General features: G+C 32.5%; 28 protein-coding genes. 16 read left to right on the plus strand and 12 right to left on the minus strand.

The features are described 5' to 3' along the window. The first annotated feature begins 1 nt into the window (after window position 1). From AAON49_RS10660 to AAON49_RS10685, 6 genes are all read left to right on the plus strand, one after another. Complete coding sequence (locus AAON49_RS10660; RefSeq protein WP_349554514.1) at window positions 2-1,450, plus strand: aldehyde dehydrogenase; 1,449 nt, start codon at window positions 2-4, stop codon at window positions 1,448-1,450. Next, window positions 1,443-1,883 (plus strand): GNAT family N-acetyltransferase, encoded by a 441-nt coding sequence (locus AAON49_RS10665; protein ID WP_349554515.1) that lies wholly within the window; start codon window positions 1,443-1,445, stop codon window positions 1,881-1,883. The genes AAON49_RS10660 and AAON49_RS10665 overlap by 8 nt, the downstream gene beginning before the upstream one ends. Then, entirely contained in the window at window positions 1,884-2,660 is a 777-nt protein-coding gene (locus AAON49_RS10670; protein ID WP_349554516.1) for an SDR family oxidoreductase, read from the plus strand. It begins immediately after the preceding gene. Between the two features lie 92 nt (window positions 2,661-2,752). Next, entirely contained in the window at window positions 2,753-3,277 is a 525-nt protein-coding gene (locus AAON49_RS10675; RefSeq protein ID WP_349554517.1) for a 3-hydroxyanthranilate 3,4-dioxygenase, read from the plus strand. Next, window positions 3,274-3,687 (plus strand): PaaI family thioesterase, encoded by a 414-nt coding sequence (locus AAON49_RS10680; RefSeq protein WP_349554518.1) that lies wholly within the window; start codon window positions 3,274-3,276, stop codon window positions 3,685-3,687. Before AAON49_RS10675 ends, AAON49_RS10680 begins: the two co-directional genes overlap by 4 nt. Then, the gene (locus AAON49_RS10685; protein WP_349554519.1) at window positions 3,684-4,766 is read left to right on the plus strand and encodes an amidohydrolase family protein; all 1,083 of its coding nucleotides are present in this window, start codon (window positions 3,684-3,686) and stop codon (window positions 4,764-4,766) included. Before AAON49_RS10680 ends, AAON49_RS10685 begins: the two co-directional genes overlap by 4 nt. A gap of 63 nt (window positions 4,767-4,829) precedes the next feature. On the opposite strand, the gene AAON49_RS10690 is transcribed toward AAON49_RS10685, so the two are convergent. The 11 genes from AAON49_RS10690 to dnaK form a co-directional block, all read right to left on the minus strand. After that, window positions 4,830-5,456, minus strand: a complete 627-nt coding sequence (locus tag AAON49_RS10690; protein ID WP_349554520.1) for a tetratricopeptide repeat protein — start codon at window positions 5,454-5,456, stop codon at window positions 4,830-4,832. Window positions 5,457-5,488: 32 nt separating this feature from the next. Further along, window positions 5,489-6,112: a DUF2306 domain-containing protein gene (locus AAON49_RS10695; protein ID WP_349554521.1), complete on the minus strand. Its 624-nt coding sequence runs from the start codon at window positions 6,110-6,112 to the stop codon at window positions 5,489-5,491. Between the two features lie 2 nt (window positions 6,113-6,114). Further along, complete coding sequence (locus AAON49_RS10700) at window positions 6,115-6,540, minus strand: DUF2141 domain-containing protein (RefSeq protein WP_349554522.1); 426 nt, start codon at window positions 6,538-6,540, stop codon at window positions 6,115-6,117. A gap of 121 nt (window positions 6,541-6,661) precedes the next feature. Further along, the gene (locus AAON49_RS10705; protein ID WP_349554523.1) at window positions 6,662-8,821 is read right to left on the minus strand and encodes a TonB-dependent receptor; all 2,160 of its coding nucleotides are present in this window, start codon (window positions 8,819-8,821) and stop codon (window positions 6,662-6,664) included. A gap of 119 nt (window positions 8,822-8,940) precedes the next feature. Next, complete coding sequence (locus AAON49_RS10710; RefSeq protein WP_349554525.1) at window positions 8,941-9,534, minus strand: HAD-IB family phosphatase; 594 nt, start codon at window positions 9,532-9,534, stop codon at window positions 8,941-8,943. Then, on the minus strand, window positions 9,527-11,089 hold the full coding sequence (locus AAON49_RS10715) for a hypothetical protein (protein WP_349554527.1): 1,563 nt from the start codon (window positions 11,087-11,089) through the stop codon (window positions 9,527-9,529). The genes AAON49_RS10710 and AAON49_RS10715 overlap by 8 nt, the downstream gene beginning before the upstream one ends. A gap of 1 nt (window position 11,090) precedes the next feature. Further along, entirely contained in the window at window positions 11,091-11,636 is a 546-nt protein-coding gene (locus AAON49_RS10720) for a class I SAM-dependent methyltransferase (protein ID WP_349554528.1), read from the minus strand. Between the two features lie 89 nt (window positions 11,637-11,725). Beyond that, window positions 11,726-12,586 (minus strand): UbiA prenyltransferase family protein, encoded by an 861-nt coding sequence (locus AAON49_RS10725; protein WP_349554530.1) that lies wholly within the window; start codon window positions 12,584-12,586, stop codon window positions 11,726-11,728. A 112-nt stretch (window positions 12,587-12,698) separates the two neighbouring features. Further along, window positions 12,699-13,622 carry an AraC family transcriptional regulator gene (locus AAON49_RS10730; RefSeq protein WP_349554532.1) on the minus strand — a complete coding sequence of 308 codons (924 nt, stop codon included), beginning with the start codon at window positions 13,620-13,622 and terminating at the stop codon, window positions 12,699-12,701. Between the two features lie 9 nt (window positions 13,623-13,631). Then, entirely contained in the window at window positions 13,632-14,933 is a 1,302-nt protein-coding gene (locus AAON49_RS10735) for an NAD(P)/FAD-dependent oxidoreductase (protein WP_349554533.1), read from the minus strand. 250 nt (window positions 14,934-15,183) lie between these two features. Further along, the gene (gene dnaK, locus AAON49_RS10740; protein ID WP_349554534.1) at window positions 15,184-17,088 is read right to left on the minus strand and encodes a molecular chaperone DnaK; all 1,905 of its coding nucleotides are present in this window, start codon (window positions 17,086-17,088) and stop codon (window positions 15,184-15,186) included. Between the two features lie 294 nt (window positions 17,089-17,382). Between dnaK and AAON49_RS10745 the strand changes: the two genes are divergently transcribed. Both AAON49_RS10745 and AAON49_RS10750 read left to right on the plus strand, forming a co-directional pair. Then, on the plus strand, window positions 17,383-17,718 hold the full coding sequence (locus AAON49_RS10745; RefSeq protein WP_349554535.1) for a DUF2853 family protein: 336 nt from the start codon (window positions 17,383-17,385) through the stop codon (window positions 17,716-17,718). Between the two features lie 4 nt (window positions 17,719-17,722). Further along, the gene (locus tag AAON49_RS10750) at window positions 17,723-19,144 is read left to right on the plus strand and encodes an L-serine ammonia-lyase (RefSeq protein ID WP_349554537.1); all 1,422 of its coding nucleotides are present in this window, start codon (window positions 17,723-17,725) and stop codon (window positions 19,142-19,144) included. Here AAON49_RS10750 and yaaA read toward each other — a convergent pair. Continuing rightward, entirely contained in the window at window positions 19,141-19,899 is a 759-nt protein-coding gene (gene yaaA / locus AAON49_RS10755; protein ID WP_349554538.1) for a peroxide stress protein YaaA, read from the minus strand. The two genes, AAON49_RS10750 and yaaA, sit on opposite strands and share 4 nt — an antisense overlap. A gap of 174 nt (window positions 19,900-20,073) precedes the next feature. Between yaaA and AAON49_RS10760 the strand changes: the two genes are divergently transcribed. From AAON49_RS10760 to AAON49_RS10795, 8 genes are all read left to right on the plus strand, one after another. Beyond that, a complete protein-coding gene (locus AAON49_RS10760; RefSeq protein ID WP_349554540.1) occupies window positions 20,074-20,451 on the plus strand; it encodes a VOC family protein in 378 nt (125 codons plus the stop codon). A gap of 50 nt (window positions 20,452-20,501) precedes the next feature. Further along, on the plus strand, window positions 20,502-21,218 hold the full coding sequence (locus AAON49_RS10765; protein ID WP_349554541.1) for a helix-turn-helix transcriptional regulator: 717 nt from the start codon (window positions 20,502-20,504) through the stop codon (window positions 21,216-21,218). 63 nt (window positions 21,219-21,281) lie between these two features. After that, entirely contained in the window at window positions 21,282-21,830 is a 549-nt protein-coding gene (locus AAON49_RS10770; protein ID WP_349554542.1) for an RNA polymerase sigma factor, read from the plus strand. A 27-nt stretch (window positions 21,831-21,857) separates the two neighbouring features. Further along, window positions 21,858-22,340 (plus strand): hypothetical protein, encoded by a 483-nt coding sequence (locus AAON49_RS10775; RefSeq protein ID WP_349554543.1) that lies wholly within the window; start codon window positions 21,858-21,860, stop codon window positions 22,338-22,340. Between the two features lie 72 nt (window positions 22,341-22,412). Beyond that, window positions 22,413-23,270, plus strand: a complete 858-nt coding sequence (locus AAON49_RS10780; protein ID WP_349554545.1) for a hypothetical protein — start codon at window positions 22,413-22,415, stop codon at window positions 23,268-23,270. Window positions 23,271-23,370: 100 nt separating this feature from the next. Beyond that, entirely contained in the window at window positions 23,371-23,793 is a 423-nt protein-coding gene (locus tag AAON49_RS10785; RefSeq protein WP_349554547.1) for a hypothetical protein, read from the plus strand. A gap of 23 nt (window positions 23,794-23,816) precedes the next feature. Beyond that, window positions 23,817-24,713: a hypothetical protein gene (locus AAON49_RS10790; RefSeq protein ID WP_349554548.1), complete on the plus strand. Its 897-nt coding sequence runs from the start codon at window positions 23,817-23,819 to the stop codon at window positions 24,711-24,713. Between the two features lie 94 nt (window positions 24,714-24,807). Then, a complete protein-coding gene (locus tag AAON49_RS10795) occupies window positions 24,808-25,416 on the plus strand; it encodes an aspartyl/asparaginyl beta-hydroxylase domain-containing protein (protein WP_349554550.1) in 609 nt (202 codons plus the stop codon). The last annotated feature ends 77 nt before the right edge of the window (window positions 25,417-25,493 follow it).

The raw sequence follows: 25,493 nt of genomic DNA on the forward strand, positions 1-25,493 counted from the left end.
TATGAAAATACTCAACTACATCAATGGTGAATTTACAAATCCAATGTCTAAGAATTGGATAGATAACTACAATCCATCAAAAGGAGAGGTATACGGACAGATTCCTAATTCAGGAAAAGAAGATGTAGAAAAAGCATATACAGCTGCCAAAGAAGCCTATCCTTCTTGGTCAAATACTACTTTAGATGAACGTTCTGCCATTTTATCAAAAATAGCTCAACTGATTTCTGATAAATTAGAATCGTTAGCAGAAGCAGAGTCTAAAGACAATGGAAAGCCACTAAAACTTGCTAAAGCAGTTGATATTCCTAGAGCTTCAAGTAACTTTCAATTCTTTGCAAATGCTATTACACAGTTTGCTGCAGAAGCACATGAAAGTGTAGGGCTAGATGCTGTGAATTTTACCTTACGACAACCTATTGGTGTAGTCGGATGTATATCACCATGGAACTTACCACTCTATTTATTTTCTTGGAAGATTGCTCCCGCAATTGCAGCTGGAAATTGTGTGGTAGCAAAACCTAGTGAGGTTACGCCAATGACTGCTTATTTATTAGGAGAGATTTGCAACGAAGCAGGATTGCCAAAAGGAGTCTTAAATATTGTTCATGGGTTAGGAACTACAACAGGTCAAGCTATTGTAGAACATCCTCACATTAAAGCCATTTCTTTTACAGGAGGAACAAAAACAGGAGCGCATATTGCAAGTGTTGCTGCACCAATGTTTAAAAAATTATCATTAGAGTTAGGAGGGAAGAATCCTAACATCATTTTTGCTGATTGTGATTACGAAAAAATGTTGCGTACAACGGTTCGATCTTCCTTTGCCAACCAAGGGCAGATTTGTTTATGCGGAAGCAGAATTTTTGTAGAAAGACCAATATATCAACAATTTAAAGAAGACTTTGTTACTGCTGTTTCACAGTTAAAAGTTGGAAACCCATTTGACGCAGATACCAATGTTGGAGCTTTGGTTTCTAAACCTCACTTAGAAAAAGTAAAATCCTATATAGAAAATGCTTCAGATTATGGAGGAACGGTTCTACTTGGAGGAAAAGAGGTAATAGTAAGTGGTTCTGAGAACGGATACTATTTAGAACCTACAATTATTGAAGTACAAGACAATCAATGCAAATTAAATCAAGAGGAGATATTTGGACCCATAGTAACTATAATGCCTTTTGATACTGAAACTGAAGAAGAAGTTCTTGCCATGGCTAATGATGTTCCTTATGGATTATCAGCAACTTTATGGACAAGTAATTTAAATAGAACCATGAGAATGTCTAAACAGATTCAAGCTGGAATTGTCTGGGTAAATACATGGTTGTTAAGAGATTTAAGAACTCCATTTGGAGGAGTTAAAAACTCTGGAGTTGGACGAGAAGGAGGATTTGAAGCATTACGTTTCTTTACAGAACCTAAAAATGTTTGTATCAAGTATGATTAAGTTACAGGAAAACATCTATTTCTCTTCCAATAATAAGGATATGGATTTTGAGATGATTTTCAACTTCATCAAAAACTCTTATTGGGGTGAATCAAGAACTTATGAAGAACAAAAAATTGCCTTTGAGAATACCATCAATTTTGGACTCTTTAAACAAGGGAATCAAATTGCTTATGCAAGAGTAATGACCGACAAAGTGTTTTTTGCCTATTTGTTAGATGTTTTTGTAATTGAAGAAGAACAAGGCAAAGGGTATTCTAAGCTATTAATCAATGAAATATTAAATGAATCACCTTTAAAGAATATTGATAAATGGATGCTAGCAACCAAAGATGCACATACATTGTATGAAAAATTTGGATTTAATCTGGTGAAAAGTCCAGAAAAATTGATGGAGAAACTAAGCAAAAGAGCAAAATTAATTTACGAATAAATGAATTTACAGCTAAAAAATAAAAACGCATTAGTATGCGGAAGTACACAAGGAATAGGAAAAGCAACAGCAATTGCCTTAGCCAAAGAAGGAGCTAATGTAATGTTAGTTGCGAGAAGCGAAGAGAAACTAAAAGCAGTTTTGGCAGAATTGCCTAACGATAACCAACATCACTATTATTTGGTGGCAGATTTTACCAATCCAGAAGATCTAAAAAGGAAACTGGAAGCCATAAATATGAACATTCACATCTTGATCAATAATACAGGAGGTCCTGCTGGAGGTCCAGTTTTTAATGCCAGCTTAGATGAGTTTGAACGCGCCTTTACAATGCATCTAAAATGTAATCATGTGTTGGTACAAAGCTTGGTTCCAGGGATGAAAAAAGCAGGATATGGTAGAATTATCAATATTATTTCTACTTCAGTAAAGCAACCATTAGACGGATTAGGAGTTTCCAATACCATTCGTGGAGCAGTAGCAAATTGGTCTAAGACTTTAGCAAATGAATTAGGACAATTTGGAATTACAGTCAACAATGTGCTGCCTGGAGCTACCGAAACAGAACGATTGAATGAAATATTAAAGAACAAATCAACAAAAACAGGAAAAAGCATAGAAGAAGTAGCTGAAACAATGAAAAATGCTGCACCTGCAAAACGATTTGCAAAACCAGAAGAAACAGCAGCAGCTATTACATTTTTAGCAAGCGGTTTGGCTGGATATATCAATGGGATCAACCTTCCTGTAGATGGAGGGAGAACGAAATCATTATAAGGAATAAAAAGTAAGATTTTTAGGGCCAAGATATTTTTAGGTATTTTTAAACTGTCTTGACTCTTATGTCAATAAATCTAAAAGTCAAAAAGATGAGCAAACTAGTACAACCTTTGAATTTTCAAAAATGGATTGATGAAAATCGACATTTATTAAAACCTCCTGTAGGAAACAAATGTGTATGGGATGGTGGAGAATATATTGTGATGGTCGTAGGAGGACCTAATGGCAGAAAGGATTATCATTACAATGAAACTCCAGAATTTTTCTATCAAGTAGAAGGAGATATGGTGCTAAAAATTATTGATGATGAAGGCAAACAAGTAGACGTAGAAATCAATGAAGGTGATATTTATTTATTACCAGCCAAAGTACCACATTCGCCGCAAAGAAAAGCAAATACTGTTGGATTGGTGATTGAATATCCAAGACCAGAAGGAGTGATGGATGCTTTAGAATGGTACTGTGAAAATTGTCATGCTCCTTTGTATAGAGAAGAATTTGCACTTAACAATATTGAGACTGATATGCCTATTATTTTTGACACCTACTATTCAGATAAGGAGAAATGTTCTTGTTCTAATTGTGGAACAGTGATGGAAGCACCTGGAAAATGATAGAACAAGCAAAAAAAAGTTTTGACAAACAAGGTTTTATGAAAACCTTGGGGGCTAAAATTATTGCCATTGAAAAAGGAATGGTAAAAATTGCTTGCGATAAAAATAAAAGCTTAACGCAACAGCATGGTTATTTTCACGCAGGAGTGATTACTAGTATAGCAGATGTAGCTTGTGGTTACGCAGCTCATACAACTATGCCTTTAGGTTCAGAAGTATTAAGTGTTGAGTTTAAAACCAACTTAATGCGTCCAGCTACATCAGATCAAATTATAGCTACAGGAAAAGTCATAAAGTCAGGCAAGAATTTAATTTTTTGCGAAGCAAAAATCACAGATGGAAAAGAAGAAATCATTTTCGCAACATTACAAGGCACAATGATGTGTATACAACCAAAACCAAATCAATGAAGAGAAAATTAAGAATCAACGGACACTCTCATTTACTTCCTTACCCAGAGGAAATTCCTACGTATATGAAAGATAAAGGAATCTTTTGGGTAGATAAAGATAGAAAGTATATGCTACAAAAGGATTGGAGTAGACCCGTAACCGACTCTAGTTTCTTCTTAGATGAAAAGTTGGCATGGATGGAGAAATTCAAGATCGATCATGCTGTGGTTTTAAATCTTTCTCAACTATATGGAAACGGATTGAGAGTAGAAGAAATGAAACAAGCCTTACGTTTTCAAAACGATTTTAATGCAAGAATTCAACATGACAATCCTTCCAAGTTTACCTGTGGATTTGTTGTGCACCCAGGTTTTGTTAGAGGAGCTTGTTGGGAAATAGAACGTTGCGTAGAGGTTTTGGGTATGCGTTTATTGTGTTTACCCACTCACTATATGGATACCATAGGAACTTGGCGTTGTATTTTTGATGAAGAAAACGAACCTATTTTCGAATTGGCTAATAAATATAATTTAGCGGTAGAAATTCATCCTTATGATGGTGAGAAATTTATAAAACTGCAAAATACATCATGGCGTTTTCATTTGATTTGGATGTTAGCACAATGTGCAGATGCTTACCACTTTTTAACCTTGAACGGATATTATGAGAAATATCCAAATATGAGGATTTGTTTTGCACACGGAGGACAATTAGCTCAAATGAATTTAGGAAGAAGAATTCAAGGTTTTGATGGAAGACCCGATTTATTTGAAGGGAAAGAGCATCCTAGAAAAGCTGTTGGACATAAAAATATTTTCTTTGACACTTTAGTGCACGATACAGGTTCTTTAGAATTGTTAATTAAGAACCAAGGAGCAAAGCAAGTATTAATGGGATTAGATGATCCGTATCCACTTGGAGAAATGGAAAGTGAAAACCAATCTTCCTATCCAGGGAAAATATTAGATTTAGGAGTTGAGAGAAATATTATCACTTCTCAAGAATACGATGACATTTGGGAAAACAATGTATTGCAATGGTTGTTTGGTGATGATGAAAAGAGTAAGCAAGAACTAATCAATAAAATTATCAGTTAACAATTATCAATGGTCAACCTTTAGTTTTTTTGATAACTGATAACTGATAACTGATAACTAAATTTATTTCCCGCAATTTTGCTTTAAAACTTGTTCAGCTCTTTCTATGCTTCCATAAGGGAAAAATTTCTTTGTTCTTTTTTCTTCTTTAAAGATTTTGATAGCCCTTTTAATGTCTTTACAAAATGGTTCTGTAGATTGACCAAAAAACTTTGCTCCACCAATATCCCATTCAGCTTTACTTAAAATAACTCTTGGATTGTTAGGTGCTAAACTCATTGCTTTCTTGTAGATTTGAACATTCTTTCCAGATAATGTCATTCCATATTTTTGTCCGTCAAAAGCGATATAGGCAGTGTTGACTAAAGCCTGAGCAATCATAATTTCTGGATTTTTTGACTCAAGTGAAGCAGCTTTGTCTAAGAAAGAAGCAGCCTTTTCTAATTTCACCTTTAATTTAGCTTCATCTTTCATTCCGAAAGCTGATAAAGTAGTTACGGTTCCTGCGTAATAGTAAGGTATCCAATTGTCTTTTTCTGCTTTGGCAATTCTCTCGAATAAATTTGAAGCTTCTGTGTTTTTTCCTTGTTGCCAAAGCCCTAATGCTTTCGCCATTCCTTTTTCGTATTGTGATTGTGCCGTTACATTTAAGGCAAACAATACCCCGATGAATAAAAATAATTTTTTCATAATAGATTGATTTTTAATAAGTTGATTTAATTTTAACTTGCCGACGCGGCTATTTTAAATTTTCGATTAATAATAAAGTAAGCCACAATTATATTTGGAACCCAACATAACCATGCTACAATTTTATAAGCTGGAATAAAACTTCCCATACTAGCAATTAGAATTGGAAGCCAGATTCTTAGTGTGACTGCTGCAAAACATGCAGCATAACTATAAATCATCATTTTTTGATGTGTAACAATATCTTTTTTTCGAATAGAAATATAACCTTTTACAGTTGTAAATAACCAAACAAACCCTAAGGTTATAAAACCGATTTTTGGCACCAAACCTCCTGTTGCATAGTAGCCAATATAAACTCCTGAAACACCGCTTAGCAATACAGAAATTAAGTATGTCTTACCAATATTTCTATGAAGTTGAATTCTTTTCCGTTGTATTTTTTTACTAAATTGAATCCAACCTATCAGTAAAGCAAGACCACCAAAAATTATATGTGTATAAAACATAGAATTCCAAAGATCACTGGTTAAAATAGTATCAGACTTTGAGCTTAATAAACCAAAAGTTCTCTCCATAATAAAGTAGAGAATAGGATAGAGTCCCACTCCAATTCCTCCAATAGCTAATAATATATATGGAATTCTTTTAAACATAATTACTTAATACTTACTTGTACAGTTTTGTTCTTGTCTATATTAAATTTTGCGTCTTTAAAATCAGGAGGCCCCATACTTCCTTTTTTATTATTTGAGAACCCATAAGGCTCTTTAGGAATCCCAAAGAAATTTTTGTCCATCTTTTTATTTCCATTCAGATCATGAAAAAGCGAAAATGCATAATCTCCTTTTTCAATTTGATCAAAGACTAGTGTTGTTTTACCGCCTTTTACTTCTTTAATACCATGTTTGTAAGGTTTTTTCAAATAAGAATCTTTTCCCTTGAATAAAGCTAAAAAGATAGTTCCTTTATGGTGCTTGGTAATTGTTACATCTATAGTTAAAGTAAAAGTTTCTTTTTCTTGAGCGAATACAGAGACTATATTACCAGCTAAAAAAGTTGCGATAAAAAAGATTGTCCTCATTGTTTTGTTTTATAGTTCAAATATCAATTGTTTTTTTCTTTTGTAAACATTGAATCTACCGAATTGTTGTTTTTTAATACCGAATTGTAGTTTTCACTTCAAAGGTCTACTTCATCATTCATTACAGATTGTCTAATTGATTAGATTTATTATCATCACTCAAGGTCCAAAAGAATCCTACAAAGAAAAACTGATCTGCGTTAGGAACAATGGCTTCTCGTGCAAAAGTTCCGTTAATATTTGGTTGATTTGCATAATTATAACCAAATACATTTTTCGTGCCTAACACATTATTTACCGAAAAATACAGAATCTTTTGTTGATCAATTAAATAGGCCCAATTCAAACTAATAGAATTATAACTTTTTGTTTCTCTATTTAGAAAACCAGATTGATTTGGATCTGTATAATTTCTACCTGATGCAAAATTGTAACTAAAACCGAATTGACTTTTCCATTTTTCTACCCAATGTTTGCTTATAACAGAGAGGTTATGAGCAGAAGCGAAATTAGGTCTAGCAGCAACGGGATAGTTTTGATACTCTCTTTCTGTATCTAAAAAAGAATAGGAAATCCAGTAATCTGTATTCTTAATTGATTGGTTATCTCTCCAGAAAACATCAATTCCTTTGGCAAAACCGCCCCCATCATTGCTAAAATTACTTGAAGGATCAACAAATTGCGTGTCAAACTTCACTAAGTCTTTGTAATCTTTATAGTAAGCTTCAATTCTAAAAATTTGTTTTTCCTTTACATATTGAAAGTTAGCAATCAAATGAGAAGTGTTTTCTGCCACAAAATCATTACTAAATTTTAAATACTCGCTTTTCGGATTTTGATAAAACTGACCATAAGCCAAAGAAAACTGTGAATACTCACCAAATTTATATGCAATAGAAGCTCTTGGAGAAACAGTAGTTTGATTTAAAAGTTCTGAATGTTCTAAACGTATTCCTACTTTTGAAGCTAGTTTTTTTGAAAAGAAAATATCAGCTTCAGCAAATGTTCCAAAAATATTGTTTTGAAACCCATAATCAAAATCGCCAAAAGTCATGCTCTGGAAATTTTCTTTGAAATCGGTGATAAAGTATTCAGCACCAAAGTTGAGTTTAAATCGATTGCTAAAACGCTTTCTCGCTTTTATCTTCATATGAGCAGAATTTTCATTATCGTTTACCAAATCATCTACAATTTTTAAATTGGTGTTATCATTGGCAAAAGAAAATCCTGTGGCTAAGGTCCATCCATTATTGTAAATCCCTTTATAGGATCCGTTGAAATATAAGTTCCTGTTTTCTAAACCAAATCGGAAACCATTCGTAAAATTGATATCTTGTTGGATTAAGTCAAAATCTGTATAACTAAAGGCGCCATATAATTTTATCAAACCATCATTAGGCAACTTATATCTGTATACCATTTCACCGTTTGCAGATTGAATGGGTTTGTTCCATGTATTTCTATCGGGAAAAGCTTCTAAATAAGGAGCTAAATTGATATAGGAAGTATTGATGCTAAATGATCCTTTTTCCCATTTTTGAGTATTTCCAACACCTATACCAACTGTCATTGCCGCAATATCAGTTTTTTCTTGATCTGGTTCATCGATGGTGTTCAATAACAAGACACTAGACAAGGCTTGACCATACTCAGCTGAATATCCTCCTGTAGAGAATGAAATCCCTTTAAAAAGGAAAGGTGAAAATCTGCCTCGTGTAGGAATATTATTTGAAGAAGGTGTAAAAGGGGTGAATACTCGAATTCCGTCAATAAATATTTGAGTTTCTTCAGCATCACCACCGCGAACAAATAGACGTCCGTCTTCAGCAACTGTAGAAGTTCCTGGAAGTGTTTGCAAAGCCCCTACAAAATCACCCAGAGCACTAGCTGTAGTCACAACATCTAAAGGTTTTAATGCGGTTACTTTTGCATTATCACCTGCTTCAAAGGTTCCTGCATTAATAATTACAGCATCTAATGTATTTACATCTTCACGAAGTTTGATTGTCAATTTTTTAAAGGTTGATATATCTGCAGTTAGTGTGTATTCCTCAAACGAGACGAATGAAACGACTAATGTTTGAGTTCCTTTTTCTTCTGAAGTGAATGAGAATTCACCTTTCTCATTGGTTGAAGCCCCATCATAAGTTCCATCTAAATAAACATTGGCGCCAAATATAGCTTCTCCTTTATGATCTGTTACTTTTCCTGAAACAGTAGTTTGACTGTAAAAACTAGTGATGTAAAATAAGCTAACAAATAAGAATATAATTTTTTTCATTACGGTTGTTTTGATGATACAAAAGTGTAACAAGAAAAAAGGTTGGTCTAAAAAGAATGACCGAGTTGTAGAAAAAAAACGACGAATCGTTGTTGAAGTATAAATTAGAAGAAAAAGAGTTATTTATTGAATGGCTTATAAAAATACTCGTTGGCTAATTCAAACATTTCTTTATCTCCAGAGCTATTACCATAAGCATAGATATTGTCATAATCGCTTAAAGAGACTTCTTTTTGAATTCTCACCACTTTTTCTTTCCCTCTACAATTTTTAGTTTTAAAGCCAACATATTTGTCTTTTTGAAAATCTAGTTCTGTACAAATTAATTTGACTTTAAAATATTCAGCAAAGTACACTAACCATAAATCTAAAGAAGCAGAAACTATAAAAACATCATTCTGAGGATCTTTCGTAATAGCAGTAATTTCTTTTTCAGCAGAATTGAAGATTAAAAGATGTCTTCTATTCTGAAAATAATTTTTTGCATCCTCTTGCAATTGAGTTTTACTTTTATCTTTTAGCAAGATGAATGTTAACTTTTTTTTCAATTCAGCTTTGTCCTTTTGAAGCGATAGCTTCATGATAGGAAATATATTTGAAACAATTTTTTTGAATAAATACCATTTCCCAAACTGAGAAACAAAGAAATCTATATAAGAATCTTTCTTTGTTATTGTTCCGTCAAAGTCAAAAAGGTATAAGTTTTTATTCATCTTGAATTTCAAGGATTACTTCACTGTTTAAAGAAATTGGGTTTTTAAAAGTAGATTTATCTGACTCTATATATTTTATATCATATTCTTTCAGTAAGATTTTATTTCCGTAAAAATCTCCAAAATCTATTCGATAACTTTTTGAAGCAAGTTTTTGCAAATTATCCTCAAAACGTTTTGTATCTATATATTTTGCCCCAAAACTTATGGACAAAGTCAATAGCCCATTTACAATGGCGATGAAAAGAAAGTTATATTCAAACAAACGCGACTTTTTATATCTTTTTATTGATAGTGTTAAAAATAAAGGAATTAACCAGATAAAAGGAGTGTATCTATACCACCATCCAGCTTTATTTATGAATGTAAAGAACAGAATACAAAGAATTATCATCTCAAAATGACTGAAAGCAAATTCTTTTCTAAGCTTGATTAGGTTGAAAAAATAATAAAGCAATGAGATTAATAACAATCCACTCCACCATACTCCCAAGATTCCGTTTCTAGGACCTCCGTTCCGATAACGCTGTAATTCTTTCATGCTGAAGGTAAATGGGATTTTGAATTCCCCCTCACCACGGTTGGATATGGTTGTAAAATTTGCAAGGATTATTCTTTCAAACCTATTATAAGGTTTTATAATTTCTGGCACGTAGTTTTCAGCAAAATCAATTTTATTTTCACCCATTAAAGGATAGAATACATGATTGTTTTCTATTAGGTTGTTTTTGATGTATGGAGTGTAGAGGAAAGGAATCATTGCAATAGAAGCAATAACTATTTTTTTAACGATTGCTCTATTCTTTTTAATAAAAAGTTCGTAAAAGCCTACGTAACCTATAATAGCACAGGCAAATACTACGCCTGTATACTTTATATTTACCAAAATGATGAGAGCCAAGAAAAAATCTATGAGATACCTCTTATTTTTTTTAAGATTAAGATACGATAGAACTAAGATGATACATATAGCATATAAAAACCCGTCTACAAGATTAGAGGTTAATTGACATAACAATATTGGGTTAAAAGCTATGATAACTGATATACCTAAAGACTCTACTTTAGAGTAATATTTTTTTATGTAGGAAAATGAGTAAAGAAATAGGAGTAAAAAAATAAAAAGATTTGGAATTTTTACCGCTTTTATAGTGCCGAAAATCATATAAAAAAAGGCTCCTAATGTTTCAAAAGCTTTCGGATAATGATATACCCAAATTGCATCTTGCTTGGTGGTAATAGGATTCCATCCTTCGGCCATTCTTATCGCCATTTCCTGATGATAGGCTTGCCCATCCCATGTAAAATCAATATAAAGATTGATAATGACAAATAATATGAATGTAAGCACTATGAAAAGTGTCGGATAGATGAGTTTCTTGTTTTTTATAAATAAGTTTGAAAGGATAATTGCTACTATCACAATTCCAACACTAGTGAATGTATTGAGGCTAAAACCAAAAAAGAATAAGAGTTGAGATAGAAAGTATATTGTGCCAAGTGTTACAAAACACAATCTTGAAAAAGTTTCTATTTGAAAACGCTGTAACAACATCTTAATTCTTTTTACAAACTATAATGTAATGTGAGTACCAAAAGATTCTTTTTCTATATTGTTTAGAAATGATAAATCCCTTACTTTCTAAGAGTTCACAGGCTTTTTTCATTGAAATTTCATTTCCTATTTCTTGAGAAAACACCAAATCATGAAGTTTATTAAAATAAACTAATATTGAAGCTGCATCCATGTCTTTTAAAATAAAGGTAGTACTGCTAGCTAGTGAATTGTATAAGGTTTCAATAAATTGTTCTTGTTTGTCTTTTGGGATATGATGCAATACATCATTCATGTAAACTTTGTTATAATCTGTAATTTCTTGAGGGATAAATTCTCCATCATATTTCAAAAATTGATAGTTTGCATTCTTTTGATATTTAGAGAATAAATTGTTTGCATTGGTAATTAGTGTGTCGGTTATCTCTATTCCAAAATATTTTTTTGCTTTTACAAATTCGGCTACTACCAATAAGAATTGACCAGAACCACAACCTATATCAAATATTTTATCTTCTTTGTTTACTTGTTTTAGTAACAAGTCCATTGGAAAAATTAACGGTCTTAAAACAATTTTAAGTCTGTTAATGAAACCTTCATTTTTTGTCTTGTCTCTTAAATAATGTATGTATTGATTCAATATATTAAGAAGTAAAAAGTTAATAAAAATCCTATAATCGATACAAAATTAATGGCATCTGAATAGAAATAACTAATAGGAGATTCTGTTTTGCCATAAACTAATGTCTGTTGAAGATGTCTCATTAAGATGATGACTACAAAGACAGTCGTGACATAAATATAATCTGTATGAAATCTTTCTGATAAATTGATTTCAACGGAGTACATTAAATAGGAAATTAAGCTTGCTGTTAAGCTGATATACATAATAGCATCTATAAATGCTAAATTGTATGATTTTAAGACTTCTCTTGATGAAGACTTATTATTAGTGAATTCTCCTCTTCTTTTAGTAATTACTAGATATAAAGCGATAAAAAAAGTTACAATAATAATCCATTTAGAAGGCGTGATACTTACCGTAGCAGCTCCTATAATGATTCTTAGCACAAAACCTATAGTTACAATTAAGAGTTCTATGATAGGAACTTTTTTTAGATATAAGCTATAAAGAATATTGCTTGTAATATAAATACCTAACACAATTAAAACTTCTTCTCCAAATTTTAAGAAATAGGAGAGAGAAGCTGCTAAAATTAATAAGATGAGTAAGACAATTTTAGCAAAGCCTTTACTAATTGCTCCACTGGCAATAGGTCTATTTTTCTTTGAAGGATGTAGCTTGTCATTTTCATAATCTCTTAGGTCATTAAAAATATAAACCATACTGGCACATATACAGAACACAATAAAAACAAGTGACAATTTAAATACATTGTCGAGGTTGAAAAAAATACCACCAAAAAAAGCAGGTAAGAAAATTGTAAAGTTTTTAATCCAGTGCTTTATTCTAAGAAGTTTGAAAAGGGTAGACATTCTAAAATATAAATAGATCTATCCAAATGTACTAGAAAAAACTAGAAAAACCGTATTAAATAATTTAAGATTTTTTTTGTTTTCTATCCTAAAAATTACTCACTTATAACTTTTAAAGTACAGGAATGCAGAGGTCAACAATACATTTTCCTTCAGGATGATCTTGCGGATTGTTATAGTAAATTTCAAAAGGATCTTTATCTGCTTTTTGATATCCATGTTCATTCATCCATACAAAACTAGATTCCCAAGCTTGTTGAAATTCCATAGAGAAAATTTCAAAACGAGAAATAATACATTTAGTAGGCTTTATAGTGCGTAACCCAACTTCTCCATCTACTTTTACTGGGTGATTCAAAACAATACACGCGCTCATTCTTAAATGATTAGGATCAGTTATTTTTGGGCTGTCATGATAAATAGTAATTAACCTGAGATTCTCTTGAGCCATTAAACCTTTTGGTCCAGCCCATCTTACCAGCCGATTAAGAACATTGCCAATTAAATCCATTTTTCCAACATGGCTTATGTAGGCCAATTGTAGTTCTTCTGTAATTTTCACTTCTGTTGTAGCATTCATTTCAATCCAGTTCATTGATTTTTGAATGCTGCTAATGTATTGCTCAAAACTTACTTTAAGTTGACCATTCTTGCTTTCTGTTTTACAAATCTTGCTAAATTTTTCTTCGCTTTGATCTTTAAATTCTTGAGGGCTTAAACCGTAAAAGTTTTTAAAAGCTCTTGAAAATGCCGACAAACTTGAAAAACCTGTTTTCTCGGCAATGTCTGTAATTGGAATCTCTTTTTTATGAAGAAAAAAAGAAGCTGCTTTTTCAATTCGTTTTCTAGTAACAAAATTATTGACGGTTTCTCCCATTATCACAGAAAACAATCTGTGAAAATGATACGAAGAGAAATGGGCTTCTTGCGCAATCTTCTCTAGCGATAATTTTTGAGCTAAATTTTCTTCAATAAAAACAATAGCTTTATTAATTCTAGCTACATTTTCTTTAGCAATTTTTGAAGAAGAACTCATAAATAATAATTAGTTATCCTTTGATCTAAAGGAATATTTATTCTTGTTTTTAAAAGGTCTGATAATAAGTCGTGTTTCTCTGTCAAATCGAATGTAATTATATACCCAATTCATAAAAACAATGATTTTGTTTCTAAAACCAATTAATGAAAAAAGGTGAACAAACATCCAAACAAACCATGCGAAAACTCCTTGAAACTTCCATTTAGGTAAGTCAACCACAGCTTTGTTTCTCCCAATAGTGGCCATAGATCCTTTATCATGATAAGAGAAAGATTTTAATTTTTTCCCTTTCATTTGTGCAAGAATATTTTTAGCTAATAATTTTCCTTGCTGAATTGCAGGTTGTGCCATCATTGGATGACCATGTTCATATTTTTCAGATTGCATAGAAGCGACATCACCAATTGCATAAATATTATTGTAACCTTCAACCTTACTAAATTCATCAACTTTAAATCGATTTCCTCTTTGGACGGCATCAGAATTCAGGCCATCTATAGTTTCTCCTTTCACTCCAGCTGCCCAAATAACAGTTGCAGATTCAAAAGTTTCTTCGGTATTGGTTATTACATTCTTCCCGTCATAATCTTTAACATAGATATTTTTCCAAACATTTACCCCTAGTTTGATTAAGAAGTCTTCTGCTTTTTTAGAAGCTTTAGGGCTCATAGCGTCTAGCAATTTATCTGAACCTTGAATGAGGTTTATTTGCATTTGACGAATGTCTAGGTCAGGATAATCCTTTGGTAGGATTCCTTTTTTCATCTCAGCTAACGCACCAGCTAGCTCAACACCTGTTGGACCACCTCCTACAATCACGAAATTCATTAGTGCATTTCGTTCATCAAGATCTAAGGTTAGCAAAGCTTCTTCAAAATTTTCAATAATAAGACTTCGAATGTTTAAAGATTGAGGAACTGATTTCATTTCCATGACATTCTCTTCAATATTCTTATTGCCAAAGAAATTGGTTTTAGAACCAGTAGCTATTACCAAATAATCATACTCTAATTCTCCAATTGTAGTTTCAACACTGCTTTTTTCAGAATTGATTTTGAGAACTTCTGCCAACCGGAAATAATAATTTTCTAGATTATTGATTGTTTTTCGAAGAGGAAAAGCAATGCTATCGGGTTCTAAACCTCCTGTGGCTACTTGATATAATAAAGGTTGAAATGTGTGGTAGTTGTGTTTGTCTATAAGAACTACTTGTAACTCTTGTTTTCTTAACCCTTTTGCAACCGCTAGGCCTGCAAAACCTCCTCCGATGATGATAACTCGAGGGAAACTGGTTTGTGGTATGTTCATGAAAGCTGTGTAAGTTTTAGCTACACACAAATTTACGAAAAAGAAAAGCCTTAAAGATATTTTTAAGGCTTTTTTGTAACTTATAAAAGTAAAACTGTAATGAAACGGGGGAATTTAAATTTATAAACGGTGATAAATGTCTGAATATATTTTATGACATTGCTACGTACTAGTACTTATATTTTGAAAATCAAGCTATAAAAAAACCTCGAAGATATCTTCGAGGTTTTGTAGTTATATGGTCTTTAAACTATTTAACTTCTTCAAAGTCAACGTCCTCAACATTATCTCCTTCATTTGCATTTCCAGCTTCTGGTTGACCCTGTTGTGCGCCAGCTCCAGCTTGAGCTTCTTGCTGTGCTTTATACATTTCTTCAGAAGCAACTTTCCAAGCTTCATTAATCTTTTCCATGGCAGCATCAATCTGCGCAATGTCTTTAGATTCATGTGCTTTTTTCAATTCTTCTAAAGCTTCTTCAATTGGACCTTTTTTATCATCTGATAATTTATCTCCAAATTCTTTCAATTGTTTTTCTGTCTGGAAAATCATTGCATCAGCTCCGTTGATTTTGTCAGCAGTTTCTTTCGCAGCTTTATCGGCATCAGCATTTGCTTCAGCTTCAGCTTTCATTTTCTCAATTTCTTCATCAGATAATCCAGATGAAGCTTCAATTCTGATTTCATGAGATTTGTTGGTTCCTTTATCTAAAGCAGATACTTTAATAATTCCGTTTGCATCAATGTCAAAAGTAACTTCGATTTGAGGAATACCTCTTCCTGCAGGTGGAATACCATCTAAATGGAAACGACCAATTGTTTTATTATCTGCAGCCATCGCTCTTTCTCCTTGTAAAACGTGAATTTCTACAGAAGGTTGATTGTCAACAGCTGTTGAGAAAACTTGAGATTTCTTTGTAGGAATAGTAGTATTTGCATCAATCAACTTTGTAAACACATTCCCCATAGTTTCAATTCCTAATGATAAAGGAGTTACATCTAATAAAAGAACATCTTTTACATCACCAGTTAATACTCCTCCTTGAATAGCAGCTCCTAAAGAAACTACTTCATCAGGATTTACACCTTTACTTGGCGCTTTTCCGAAGAATTTTTCTACTGCTTCTTGAATAGCAGGAATTCTTGTGGAACCTCCAACCAAGATAATCTCATCAATATCTGAAGTTGACAAATCAGCACTTTTTAAAGCTGTTTTACAAGGCTCAATAGTTCTCTTTACTAAATCGTCGATTAATTGCTCAAATTTAGCTCTGCTCATTGTTCTTACCAAGTGTTTTGGTCCGCTTGCAGTAGCAGTGATATATGGCAAATTAATTTCAGTTGAAGTAGTACTGGATAATTCGATCTTAGCTTTTTCAGCAGCTTCTTTTAAACGTTGTAAAGCCATTGGGTCTTGTTTAAGATCCATGTTTTCTTCAGCTTTAAATTCGTCTGCTAACCAATCGATGATTTTTTGATCTACATCATCACCTCCTAAGTGTGTGTCACCATCTGTAGCTAATACTTCAAATACTCCATCACCTAATTCTAGGATAGAAACATCGTGTGTTCCACCACCAAAATCAAATACTACAATCTTTTTGTCATCGTTAGATTTATCCAATCCATAAGCCAAAGCAGCAGCTGTAGGCTCATTGATGATTCTGCTTACTTTCAGTCCGGCAATTTCTCCAGCTTCTTTTGTAGCTTGCCTTTGTGCATCATTAAAATATGCAGGAACAGTAACTACAGCTTCAGAAACGTCTTGTCCTAAATAATCTTCAGCAGTCTTCTTCATTTTTTGAAGTACCATGGCAGAAATTTCTTGAGGTGTATATAAACGACCATCAATATCTACTCTTGGTGTATCATTATCTCCTTTTACAACTTTATAAGGAACTCTTTCTGCTTCTTTACTAGATTCAGAATATTTGTTCCCCATAAAACGTTTGATAGAATAAATTGTTTTTGTTGGATTTGTTACTGCTTGACGTTTTGCAGGATCACCTACTTTACGCTCTCCACCTTCAACAAAAGCAACAATAGAAGGAGTGGTTCTTTTTCCTTCTGCGTTAGGAATTACCACAGGCTCATTACCTTCCATAACAGAAACACAAGAGTTGGTTGTTCCTAAATCAATTCCTATAATCTTACTCATACTAATTATTTATATTTTTAAAATCGTTGTTCAAATTTTACTGGTTAGCTATAGTCAATATGTATGCCATTGGAATTTTATTTGAAGATTGTCAGAATTTTAGATTTCTTTTCTTTTTTATGTGACAGATTGGCAGAAGTTAGAGAAGTAGAGCTGAAGTAAAGGTAAAATAGACAGGAGGAAATAAAAATTCATCAATCATCATTCAATTTACCATTGTTTGCGGATAATTGAAAATTGTTTCATTTTCTTAGTTATATTTGACACCAAAATAATTTCTAAATAGATAGAAGGATGAGCAAATTCGATGAAAAAATCAGTTTTTATAAGGATGTCATGAATACAATGGGATTGACTTATGAAGACGAGCTTTTTGATAAAGTAACTAGAGGATTAGGCCCTTCTATTTTTAAAAGAGATGCTGCTTCGGTTTCTACTTCAGACCCAAGCGAATTAGAAACGGTTAAACAAAACTTTCTAATTAAAAAACTGGGTCTTGAGGATGGAGAAAATTTAGACACTGCTATTTCTGTTGTAGCTGATAAAATGGGAAAGACCAATCGAGTTAAATATCGTGCGATATTTTATTATTTGTTAGTAAAAGAATTAGGTCAAGAATCTAAAATCTAAAAGTATGTCACAATTTATTAGCGTTTTCGATATGCTAAAAATTGGAGTAGGCCCATCAAGTTCTCACACTTTGGGACCTTGGAGAGCAGCTCAATCATTCATTCAAAAAATACAATCTGAAGGTTTATTTGATCAAATAGATACTGTCAAAATAGATCTTTATGGATCACTGTCTCTTACAGGAAAAGGACATGCTACAGATGTTGCTGTACTGCTAGGATTGAGTGGTGAAGATCCTGAATTGATTGATGTTCGGTTAATTAATCAAATTATTCAAGAGATAGAGAACAGTGAATCCATCAACTTAGATAATTCTAAAAAAGTATCCTTTCAGAAAAGTCATTTAGTTTTCAATCGTGAGTTTTTACCATTTCACGCAAACGGAATTACATTTAGAGGTTATAATAAAGGGCAAGAAATCTCTACTGAGACTTTCTATTCTATTGGTGGAGGTTTTGTGGTGCAAGAATCTGAATCACTAAAAAAAGAATCATTAGAAAAGAAAAACTTTCCCTTTCCAATAGAAAAAGCGAAACAGTTAGAAGATTATTGCGAATCTACAGGAAAAGCTATTTCTGAAATTGTTTGGCAAAATGAGCTGGAGCTGCGTTCTGAACATGACATAGATCAAGATATTAGAAGAATATGGGAAACCATGTTAGAATGTATGTATATAGGCTGCCATACTGAAGGAAAATTACCTGGCGGATTAAATGTAAAACGAAGAGCTTATGATACACACAGAAAGTTAATAAAAGACTCTGTTTATCAAAATCAATCAGAATGGATTACTGCGATTAGAAGCACCGAAGTAAAATTCCGAGAGATTTTAAAATGGGTAAGTTGTTTTGCATTGGCAGTAAATGAAGTAAATGCTTCTTTAGGAAGAGTAGTTACTGCTCCTACCAATGGAAGTGCTGGAGTAATTCCTGCCGTATTAATGTACTATTTAGTGATAGAAGACCATAATGCAGGTTTTGAAGAGATTAAAAAGTTCTTGCTAGTTGCAGGAGAAATTGGAAGTATCTTCAAAAAGAACGCAACTATTTCTGCAGCCATGGGTGGTTGTCAGGCAGAAATTGGTGTCTCTTCAGCAATGGCAGCTGGAGCTTTAACCGAATTGTTAGGCGGAACTCCTGCTCAGGTATTAGTAGCAGCTGAAATAGCTATGGAACATCACTTAGGATTAACCTGTGACCCTATTGGAGGATTGGTACAAGTTCCTTGTATTGAAAGAAATTCTATGGGAGCGATTAAAGCAATTAATGCTGCAGAATTGGCTTTAGAAACAAACCCAGAAGATTCGTTAGTTCCTTTAGATTCGGTAATTGATACCATGTGGGAAACAGCCAAAGACATGAATAAGAACTACAAAGAAACTTCGGAAGGCGGTTTAGCAGTAACTGTTGGTTTGGCGGATTGTTAACGAATAAACACCAACTCAGTATCTGTAGACATCGCTTCATTAAATCCGTAACCTTCTGTATTGAATCCTTTTAATTCTTCTAGAGTATTCACATTATGATCTAAGATATAACGAACCATCAACCCACGAGCTTTTTTCGCAAAGGTCATAATGGTTTTGTATTGTCCGTTTTTTAGATCTTTAAAAACAGGAGTAATCATTGGGACTTTTAATGCTTTACTAGGAACCGCTTTGAAATATTCAGAACTAGCAAGATTAATTAATAAATCATCTTCTCCCATTTCTTCATTTAATGCTTGAGCAAGAGAATGATCCCAGAACTTATATAAATTATCTCTTCTTCCTACTTTTAAGCGTGTTCCCATTTCTAATCTGTAAGGCTGAATTAGATCCAAAGGCTTTAACAAACCATACAAACCAGATAAGATACGCAATCGATCTTGTAATAAAGGTAATTTTTCCTCTTCTAAGGTGGTCACATCCAATCCTCGATATACTTCTCCTGTAAATGCATAAACTGCTTGCTTAGCATTATCTAGAGTAAAAGGTGGTTGCCAGCTTTGATTACGATCATAATTTAATTGTGCTAGCGCTGGAGAAATTCCCATCATTTCACCTAATTTTTTTCTAGAAATAGTTTTTAGCTTTTTATTTAGCTTCTCAGATTGCTCTAAAAAACAAGGTTGCGTATGTAAACTTGTGTTTGCTTTGTTTTCAAAATCTAAAGATTTTGCAGGAGAAATAATGATTTTCATAAGGTTCAAAAATTATACAGTAAAAATAGGCATCGAAAAAGGAACTTTCAAATTTTTGAAAGATGAAAAATTGATTCCAATATTTAAAAAATTGATAATTAAAAATTACCCCTGACATACTCTGTCATCAGCACAAATAATTTTGTGGCAAGTTTAATTTAAAAAAGTTACCAAATGAAAAATGCAATCAACTGGTTTGAGATTTCAGTAAAAGATTACGAAAGAGCAAAAAAATTCTATAACGAAATTCTAGGAATTGAAATAGTAGACTATCACATGCCTGAAAAAAACATGAAATATGGAATGTTTCCTTACGATGAAGAAAATGATGGAGTAGGAGGTGGTTTGATGGAAATGGAAGGATGTAACCCTTCTATGGATGGAGCCACTGTTTATTTAAACGGAGGAGATGATTTAAGTAATGTTCTTTCAAAGGTAGAAAAAGCAGGTGGCGCAGTAATAATGCCAAAAATGGAAATTGGCGAAAACGGATACATCGCTCAGTTTACAGATACAGAAGGTAATAGAGTTGCTATTCATTCAATGAACTAATCTTTAAGAGAACTTATAGCGAATCCTTAAGGGTTCGCTATATTTGTTATATGTCTCAGTTATCTAGACTCATATCCATTCTTACCTTACTAAAGTCGAAGCGTATTTTAACTTCTACTGAGTTGGCTGAAAAGTACGATGTAAGTGTTCGTACTATTTATAGAGATATTAGAAAATTAGAAGAAGCTGGAATTCCTATTGTTTCTATAGAAGGTAGAGGTTATAGTTTAATGGATGGCTACTTTGTTGCTCCTGTTCAGTTTACAGAAAAACAAGCCAACGCTCTCATTACAGCACAACATCTAGTAAATCAAACGAAAGACAAATCTTTTGCAGGTGATTTTAATGACGCTTTGGTGAAAATAAAATCGGTTTTTCGAACTTCCATTCAGGAAAAAAGCGAACTGCTTAATGATAAAATTCTGGTATTAGATAATTTTTGGCAAGACTTCGAGTCTATCAATAGTAATGCACTTTCAGAAATTCAATTGGCGATTACTAACTTCAATTACATTGAGATAAAATATAAAAAGGTTCACGATTCTGAAACTTCTTATAGAAAAATAGAACCTTGTGCAATGTATTCTATTCAGAACAAATGGATTCTAATTGCTTGGTGTCATTTGAGAAATGACTACAGAGCGTTTAGAATAGATAGAATTCAGCGTTTCCAAATCCTACAAGAAAAGTTTGAAGATAGAAAGTTTAATCTTCAAGATTATTTTGCTGAATGCCATTATAAGGAACACGAAAATTCAAAAGACTAACAAACTATCGCAATTTATTTGGGTCTAAAAAAATGTATACCTTAGAAACCAAATAACAAACCGTTGTATAGCGAAGCCAAGCTATTAAAGAGACTTCAAAGTAGAAGGCATAAAGATCGTGCGTTCTCAGAACTTCTTGATACCTATCAAGAGAGAATTTATTGGCATATCCGAAAAATTGTACTTACTCATGAAAATGCAAACGATGTACTACAAAATACTTTTATAAGAGTTTATAGAAGTATTGAAAAATTTGAAGGTAAAAGCTCTCTTCTTACTTGGATATTTAGAATTGCTTACAACGAATCTTTACGATTTATAGAAAAAGAGAAAAAAAGAAAACATCAATCTATTGAAGATGTTTCTAATTATCATTTAGAAGCATTAAAACAATCTGAATATTTTGATGGCGAAGAACTTCATGCCAAACTGCTTAAAATTATTGAAGGCTTGACAGAAAAACAGAGACGAGTTTTTCAAATGAAATACTTTGATGATCTCAGCTTTAGAGAAATTTCTGAAGTTTTAGAGGTTAGCGAAAACACATTAAAGTCTAGTTATTACGCAGCAGTCAAGGTAATTGAAGAAAAAATTTTAATCGAAACAAACTAATTGAAACTATTAGGGTCTAACTATATGATGAATAAAGAAAAAAATAAAAATCAGTTTTTAAAAGAGAAAAACTCCAGCAGTTCTAAACACCATAAAGAGTATTTAGGAATGGACGTACCTGAAGGGTATTTCAAGACGTCTAAATCTAATATCCTTGAAATGGTTGGTGCAGAAGTAAAAGAAACGCCAGTTTTTTATTTAAGAAGACCATTCCAAATAGCTGCATCTATCACATTATTGGTTGTTTTGACAATATCTATTCAGTTTTCTAGTACTAACTCAGGAGATGATTTTGAGATTGCTACTGACGATACTTTGATAGAATCTCTTTTTGTTGATGATAATAATATGAATGATTTTGTTGAAGGAGTTTTGGTGAGTGAAATTGTAGAAAAAGCTGAAAAATCTGAACAAGATTTAGAAAATGTATTTATAAATTCTTTATTTGTAGATGACTCATTAATAGATGGTTATGCTAAAGAGAGTTTAATTGATAATATTATTTTATAATCGATTCCAAACTATTTTGAACTTCTAGGTTCTAAGTAAACAGAAACGATTATTAATTCAAAAAAATCAATTATGAAAACATCTAATCTAGAAACAAAAGTTTTAAAAGGAAGCATTTTATTTTTAATGATTACTGCACTTTTAATGACTACTTTGCTGTTTACTTCTTGTTCTGAAAATTCAGAAGTTACCCTTGAGGATGATGCAGATTTAATTTCTGCAATTGAGAATTCTGCTAACCGAACATTAATTAATGTTGAAGATTTACCATTAACAGCTAAAAGTGAATTAGAAGAAGAGTTTTCTAACGATGCAATTTATGAAGTTACATCAGCTGAGAATTTGGGATTTGAAGTAAAACTAATTACAACAGAAGGTTCTTGGATATCAGAGTTTAATAGAGCTTATTTTGATACAGCAGGAAGATCTTTAGAAGATAGAAGAAGACCTAGACACGGACGTAGGAGAAGTTGTTTCCATATAGTGTTTCCTTTTTCTGTAACAATGCCTGACGATTCAGTAATTACTTTAGAAAGTAGAGAAGACAAATCGTTGATTAGAGAATGGTATGCTGCGAACCCTGATGCAAATGAAAGACCAGAACTAGTATTTCCAATAGAGGTTGAGTATCAAGATGGAACGATTTTAGAAATTAATAGCTATCAAGAATTAGTAGATGCAAGAGAAGGATGTAGGACAACTCGTTGTTTTGATTTTGTGTACCCATTTAGTGTAACAATGCCAGATGATTCTATAATAAACCTTACGTCTGAAGATGATAGATATTTGATTAGAGAGTGGTATGATGCCAATCCTGGGGTACATGAAAGACCTGAATTAGTTTTTCCAATTGATATTATTTATGAAAATGGAACTACTGAAACTATAAATAACCAAGACGAATTGCAAACAGCAAAAGATAACTGCTAAATGTGTGTAGATAATAATTTGTAAGAAAGAGAGAAGCCGCACTGAGAAAGTATATAATAAAAATAGTATTTTTAAAGTGCGGTTTTAAAAACTGAAAGTCATGAAAGTATCTAAATTATTAACGTTAATATTCTTCCTTTTTTTAGGATTGACAAGTATTCAAACAACTTTTGCTCAATCTAAAGACTATGACCTAATTATGAAGGAGCTGACAAAAGAACAAAAAGAGTTGTTGCAAAAAGAGAAGGAGTTAATTAAAAGTAATCGTGAAGCCCTAAAAAAATCGCTGACTAAAGATCAGTTGAAAATTCTTGCGAATAAGACGTTAAATAACACAGAGAAAAGAAGTCTTTTAATGAGGTCTTTTACTAGACAGCAGAGAACTTTAGTTAAAAGACAAGAGGAAAGATTGCGAAATACTAGAGAAACTTTCAGAAAAACATTAACAGACAATCAGAGAAAAATCTTAAAAGATCGTATAGAAAGATCTAGAAGAGACAGAAAAAAAGGCCGCGGTAATTAAAAAGATAACCCCAGATTAAGCGTATGAATTACCGCAAATTCAAGTTTGAGTTGAATGTGTTTAAGTTGCTATTATTTACAATAGCAACTTCTTTTGTTTCATACGGACAAGAAACTACAGACGACCAAGAAATAGACAGTTTATTGGATGAACTGTTTTTTAACGATGCTCAAATGGTAGATGATCTTCTTAACTCAATCAACCAATACGATTTTATATATTCTACAATTACCTATAATTCCAATACATTTTTTGCCGGTAGAGATTCTGGTATAGATCAACTAAATATAATTCCGCAAATCTCATACTATAGTTCTTCGGGTTTTAACGCATCTATAACTTCTGTTTATTATGAAAGGCAAAATCCTAATTGGGATTTTGTTGGTGTGGCTGTTGGTTATGGAAATACAATTGGAAAAAGTAAAAATCTTCATTACAATCTAGGATATTCAAGATATTTTTTCAGTGATGGTTTTGATGCCTTTAACAACTCGCTAGATGTGTCATTGGGTATTCGAAATAAGAATAGAACATTAGGTTTCATGATGGGCGGTTCTTATTTGTTTGGCTCAGAACAATCCATACAACTTTCTTCTCGAGTTTATGGTAATTTCACAATAACTAGAGCGTCAAATTATGCCATTAAGTTTAGACCACAAGTCAATTTTCTAATAGCTGAACAAGCAATTACGTTTCTTATTCCGCCTAGGAATGGAAATCCACCAAGACTTGTTACAACTGAAGAGTTTGGATTGTTAAATACTCAAATTAATATTCCTATTTCTTATACCACTAGCACTTGGGATTTTGAGTTAGGATGGAGTCTAAATATGCCAAGCCCAATTGACAATGAGGGAAGTTTAGATTCTACTAATTTTTTTACTATTACCGTAGGTTATTTGTTCGACCTAACGAAGTAGGTAAAAATACCTGTTTTTAAAATTGAGTAGCATTATTGTTTCTCCTTAAAGACTCTCTTTTGTAAATTGATGCTTCATTTAAAGGGAATATAAAATGAGTGCACATGTCTTACCGCAATCTGTAGATACTAAAAATGATAGTATCAAGCTACCATTAACTTTCGATGTTGAGAAAATGAAAAAAGAAGTTCTAGGAATGGGGCTTAATACATTTATCTATTACAATGTTTTACCATTACGCTCTCCAGCTCATTTGGTAGATCCTTCGGTTCCTTTTCCACCACCGGCAGATGATTATGCTGATGGTTCTTGGTGCGATTGGTTAAATACGAAAGAATTGGAAAATTCACCATACATCAAAAGTATTGTTGAAACCTTTCAAGAACATACAACAGTAACTTTGGTAAGAGCATTACGATTAGAAAAAGGAAATACGGTAAAAGAACACAAAGACGTTACCTTAGGTTTACAAATAGAAAAATCTGTAATTCGTTTAACAATTCCTGTAATTAAAGATACAGGAGCAGATTTTTACTTGAACAACAAATTGGTTCCTATGAAACCAGGTGAATGTTGGTATATGAGATTAACAGACTCTCATAGAGTGGAGAATAATAGCAATCAAGATCGAATTAATATTACCATAGATATGATTCCTAACGAATGGGTACATAATTTGATTTTGGAGAATGATAAAAGTTAGTAGCTGCTAATCTTTGCAAACAACCTCACAACTGTATTCAATAGGAAACTTTCATACCTTTAAGTTTTAGTTGATTA

It is taken from the genome of Pseudotenacibaculum sp. MALMAid0570 (genome assembly GCF_040151415.1).
Taxonomy (GTDB): domain Bacteria; phylum Bacteroidota; class Bacteroidia; order Flavobacteriales; family Flavobacteriaceae; genus Polaribacter.

What these genes read in the sequence shown, in the direction of transcription:
- AAON49_RS10745 (WP_349554535.1), top strand. Translation starts at nt 17,383, where the DNA reads ATGAGCAAATTCGATGAAAAAATCAGTTTTTATAAGGATGTCATGAAT.
- AAON49_RS10695 (WP_349554521.1), bottom strand. Translation starts at nt 6,112, where the DNA reads ATGTTTAAAAGAATTCCATATATATTATTAGCTATTGGAGGAATTGGA.
- AAON49_RS10705 (WP_349554523.1), bottom strand. Translation starts at nt 8,821, where the DNA reads ATGAAAAAAATTATATTCTTATTTGTTAGCTTATTTTACATCACTAGT.
- AAON49_RS10690 (WP_349554520.1), bottom strand. Translation starts at nt 5,456, where the DNA reads ATGAAAAAATTATTTTTATTCATCGGGGTATTGTTTGCCTTAAATGTA.
- AAON49_RS10775 (WP_349554543.1), top strand. Translation starts at nt 21,858, where the DNA reads ATGAATAAAGAAAAAAATAAAAATCAGTTTTTAAAAGAGAAAAACTCC.
- AAON49_RS10670 (WP_349554516.1), top strand. Translation starts at nt 1,884, where the DNA reads ATGAATTTACAGCTAAAAAATAAAAACGCATTAGTATGCGGAAGTACA.
- AAON49_RS10725 (WP_349554530.1), bottom strand. Translation starts at nt 12,586, where the DNA reads ATGTCTACCCTTTTCAAACTTCTTAGAATAAAGCACTGGATTAAAAAC.
- AAON49_RS10760 (WP_349554540.1), top strand. Translation starts at nt 20,074, where the DNA reads ATGAAAAATGCAATCAACTGGTTTGAGATTTCAGTAAAAGATTACGAA.
- AAON49_RS10685 (WP_349554519.1), top strand. Translation starts at nt 3,684, where the DNA reads ATGAAGAGAAAATTAAGAATCAACGGACACTCTCATTTACTTCCTTAC.
- AAON49_RS10720 (WP_349554528.1), bottom strand. Translation starts at nt 11,636, where the DNA reads ATGGACTTGTTACTAAAACAAGTAAACAAAGAAGATAAAATATTTGAT.
- AAON49_RS10715 (WP_349554527.1), bottom strand. Translation starts at nt 11,089, where the DNA reads ATGTTGTTACAGCGTTTTCAAATAGAAACTTTTTCAAGATTGTGTTTT.
- AAON49_RS10675 (WP_349554517.1), top strand. Translation starts at nt 2,753, where the DNA reads ATGAGCAAACTAGTACAACCTTTGAATTTTCAAAAATGGATTGATGAA.
- dnaK (WP_349554534.1), bottom strand. Translation starts at nt 17,088, where the DNA reads ATGAGTAAGATTATAGGAATTGATTTAGGAACAACCAACTCTTGTGTT.
- AAON49_RS10660 (WP_349554514.1), top strand. Translation starts at nt 2, where the DNA reads ATGAAAATACTCAACTACATCAATGGTGAATTTACAAATCCAATGTCT.
- AAON49_RS10750 (WP_349554537.1), top strand. Translation starts at nt 17,723, where the DNA reads ATGTCACAATTTATTAGCGTTTTCGATATGCTAAAAATTGGAGTAGGC.
- AAON49_RS10780 (WP_349554545.1), top strand. Translation starts at nt 22,413, where the DNA reads ATGAAAACATCTAATCTAGAAACAAAAGTTTTAAAAGGAAGCATTTTA.
- AAON49_RS10765 (WP_349554541.1), top strand. Translation starts at nt 20,502, where the DNA reads ATGTCTCAGTTATCTAGACTCATATCCATTCTTACCTTACTAAAGTCG.
- AAON49_RS10680 (WP_349554518.1), top strand. Translation starts at nt 3,274, where the DNA reads ATGATAGAACAAGCAAAAAAAAGTTTTGACAAACAAGGTTTTATGAAA.
- AAON49_RS10730 (WP_349554532.1), bottom strand. Translation starts at nt 13,622, where the DNA reads ATGAGTTCTTCTTCAAAAATTGCTAAAGAAAATGTAGCTAGAATTAAT.
- AAON49_RS10735 (WP_349554533.1), bottom strand. Translation starts at nt 14,933, where the DNA reads ATGAACATACCACAAACCAGTTTCCCTCGAGTTATCATCATCGGAGGA.
- AAON49_RS10665 (WP_349554515.1), top strand. Translation starts at nt 1,443, where the DNA reads ATGATTAAGTTACAGGAAAACATCTATTTCTCTTCCAATAATAAGGAT.
- AAON49_RS10710 (WP_349554525.1), bottom strand. Translation starts at nt 9,534, where the DNA reads ATGAATAAAAACTTATACCTTTTTGACTTTGACGGAACAATAACAAAG.
- AAON49_RS10700 (WP_349554522.1), bottom strand. Translation starts at nt 6,540, where the DNA reads ATGAGGACAATCTTTTTTATCGCAACTTTTTTAGCTGGTAATATAGTC.
- AAON49_RS10790 (WP_349554548.1), top strand. Translation starts at nt 23,817, where the DNA reads ATGAATTACCGCAAATTCAAGTTTGAGTTGAATGTGTTTAAGTTGCTA.
- AAON49_RS10785 (WP_349554547.1), top strand. Translation starts at nt 23,371, where the DNA reads ATGAAAGTATCTAAATTATTAACGTTAATATTCTTCCTTTTTTTAGGA.
- yaaA (WP_349554538.1), bottom strand. Translation starts at nt 19,899, where the DNA reads ATGAAAATCATTATTTCTCCTGCAAAATCTTTAGATTTTGAAAACAAA.
- AAON49_RS10795 (WP_349554550.1), top strand. Translation starts at nt 24,808, where the DNA reads ATGAGTGCACATGTCTTACCGCAATCTGTAGATACTAAAAATGATAGT.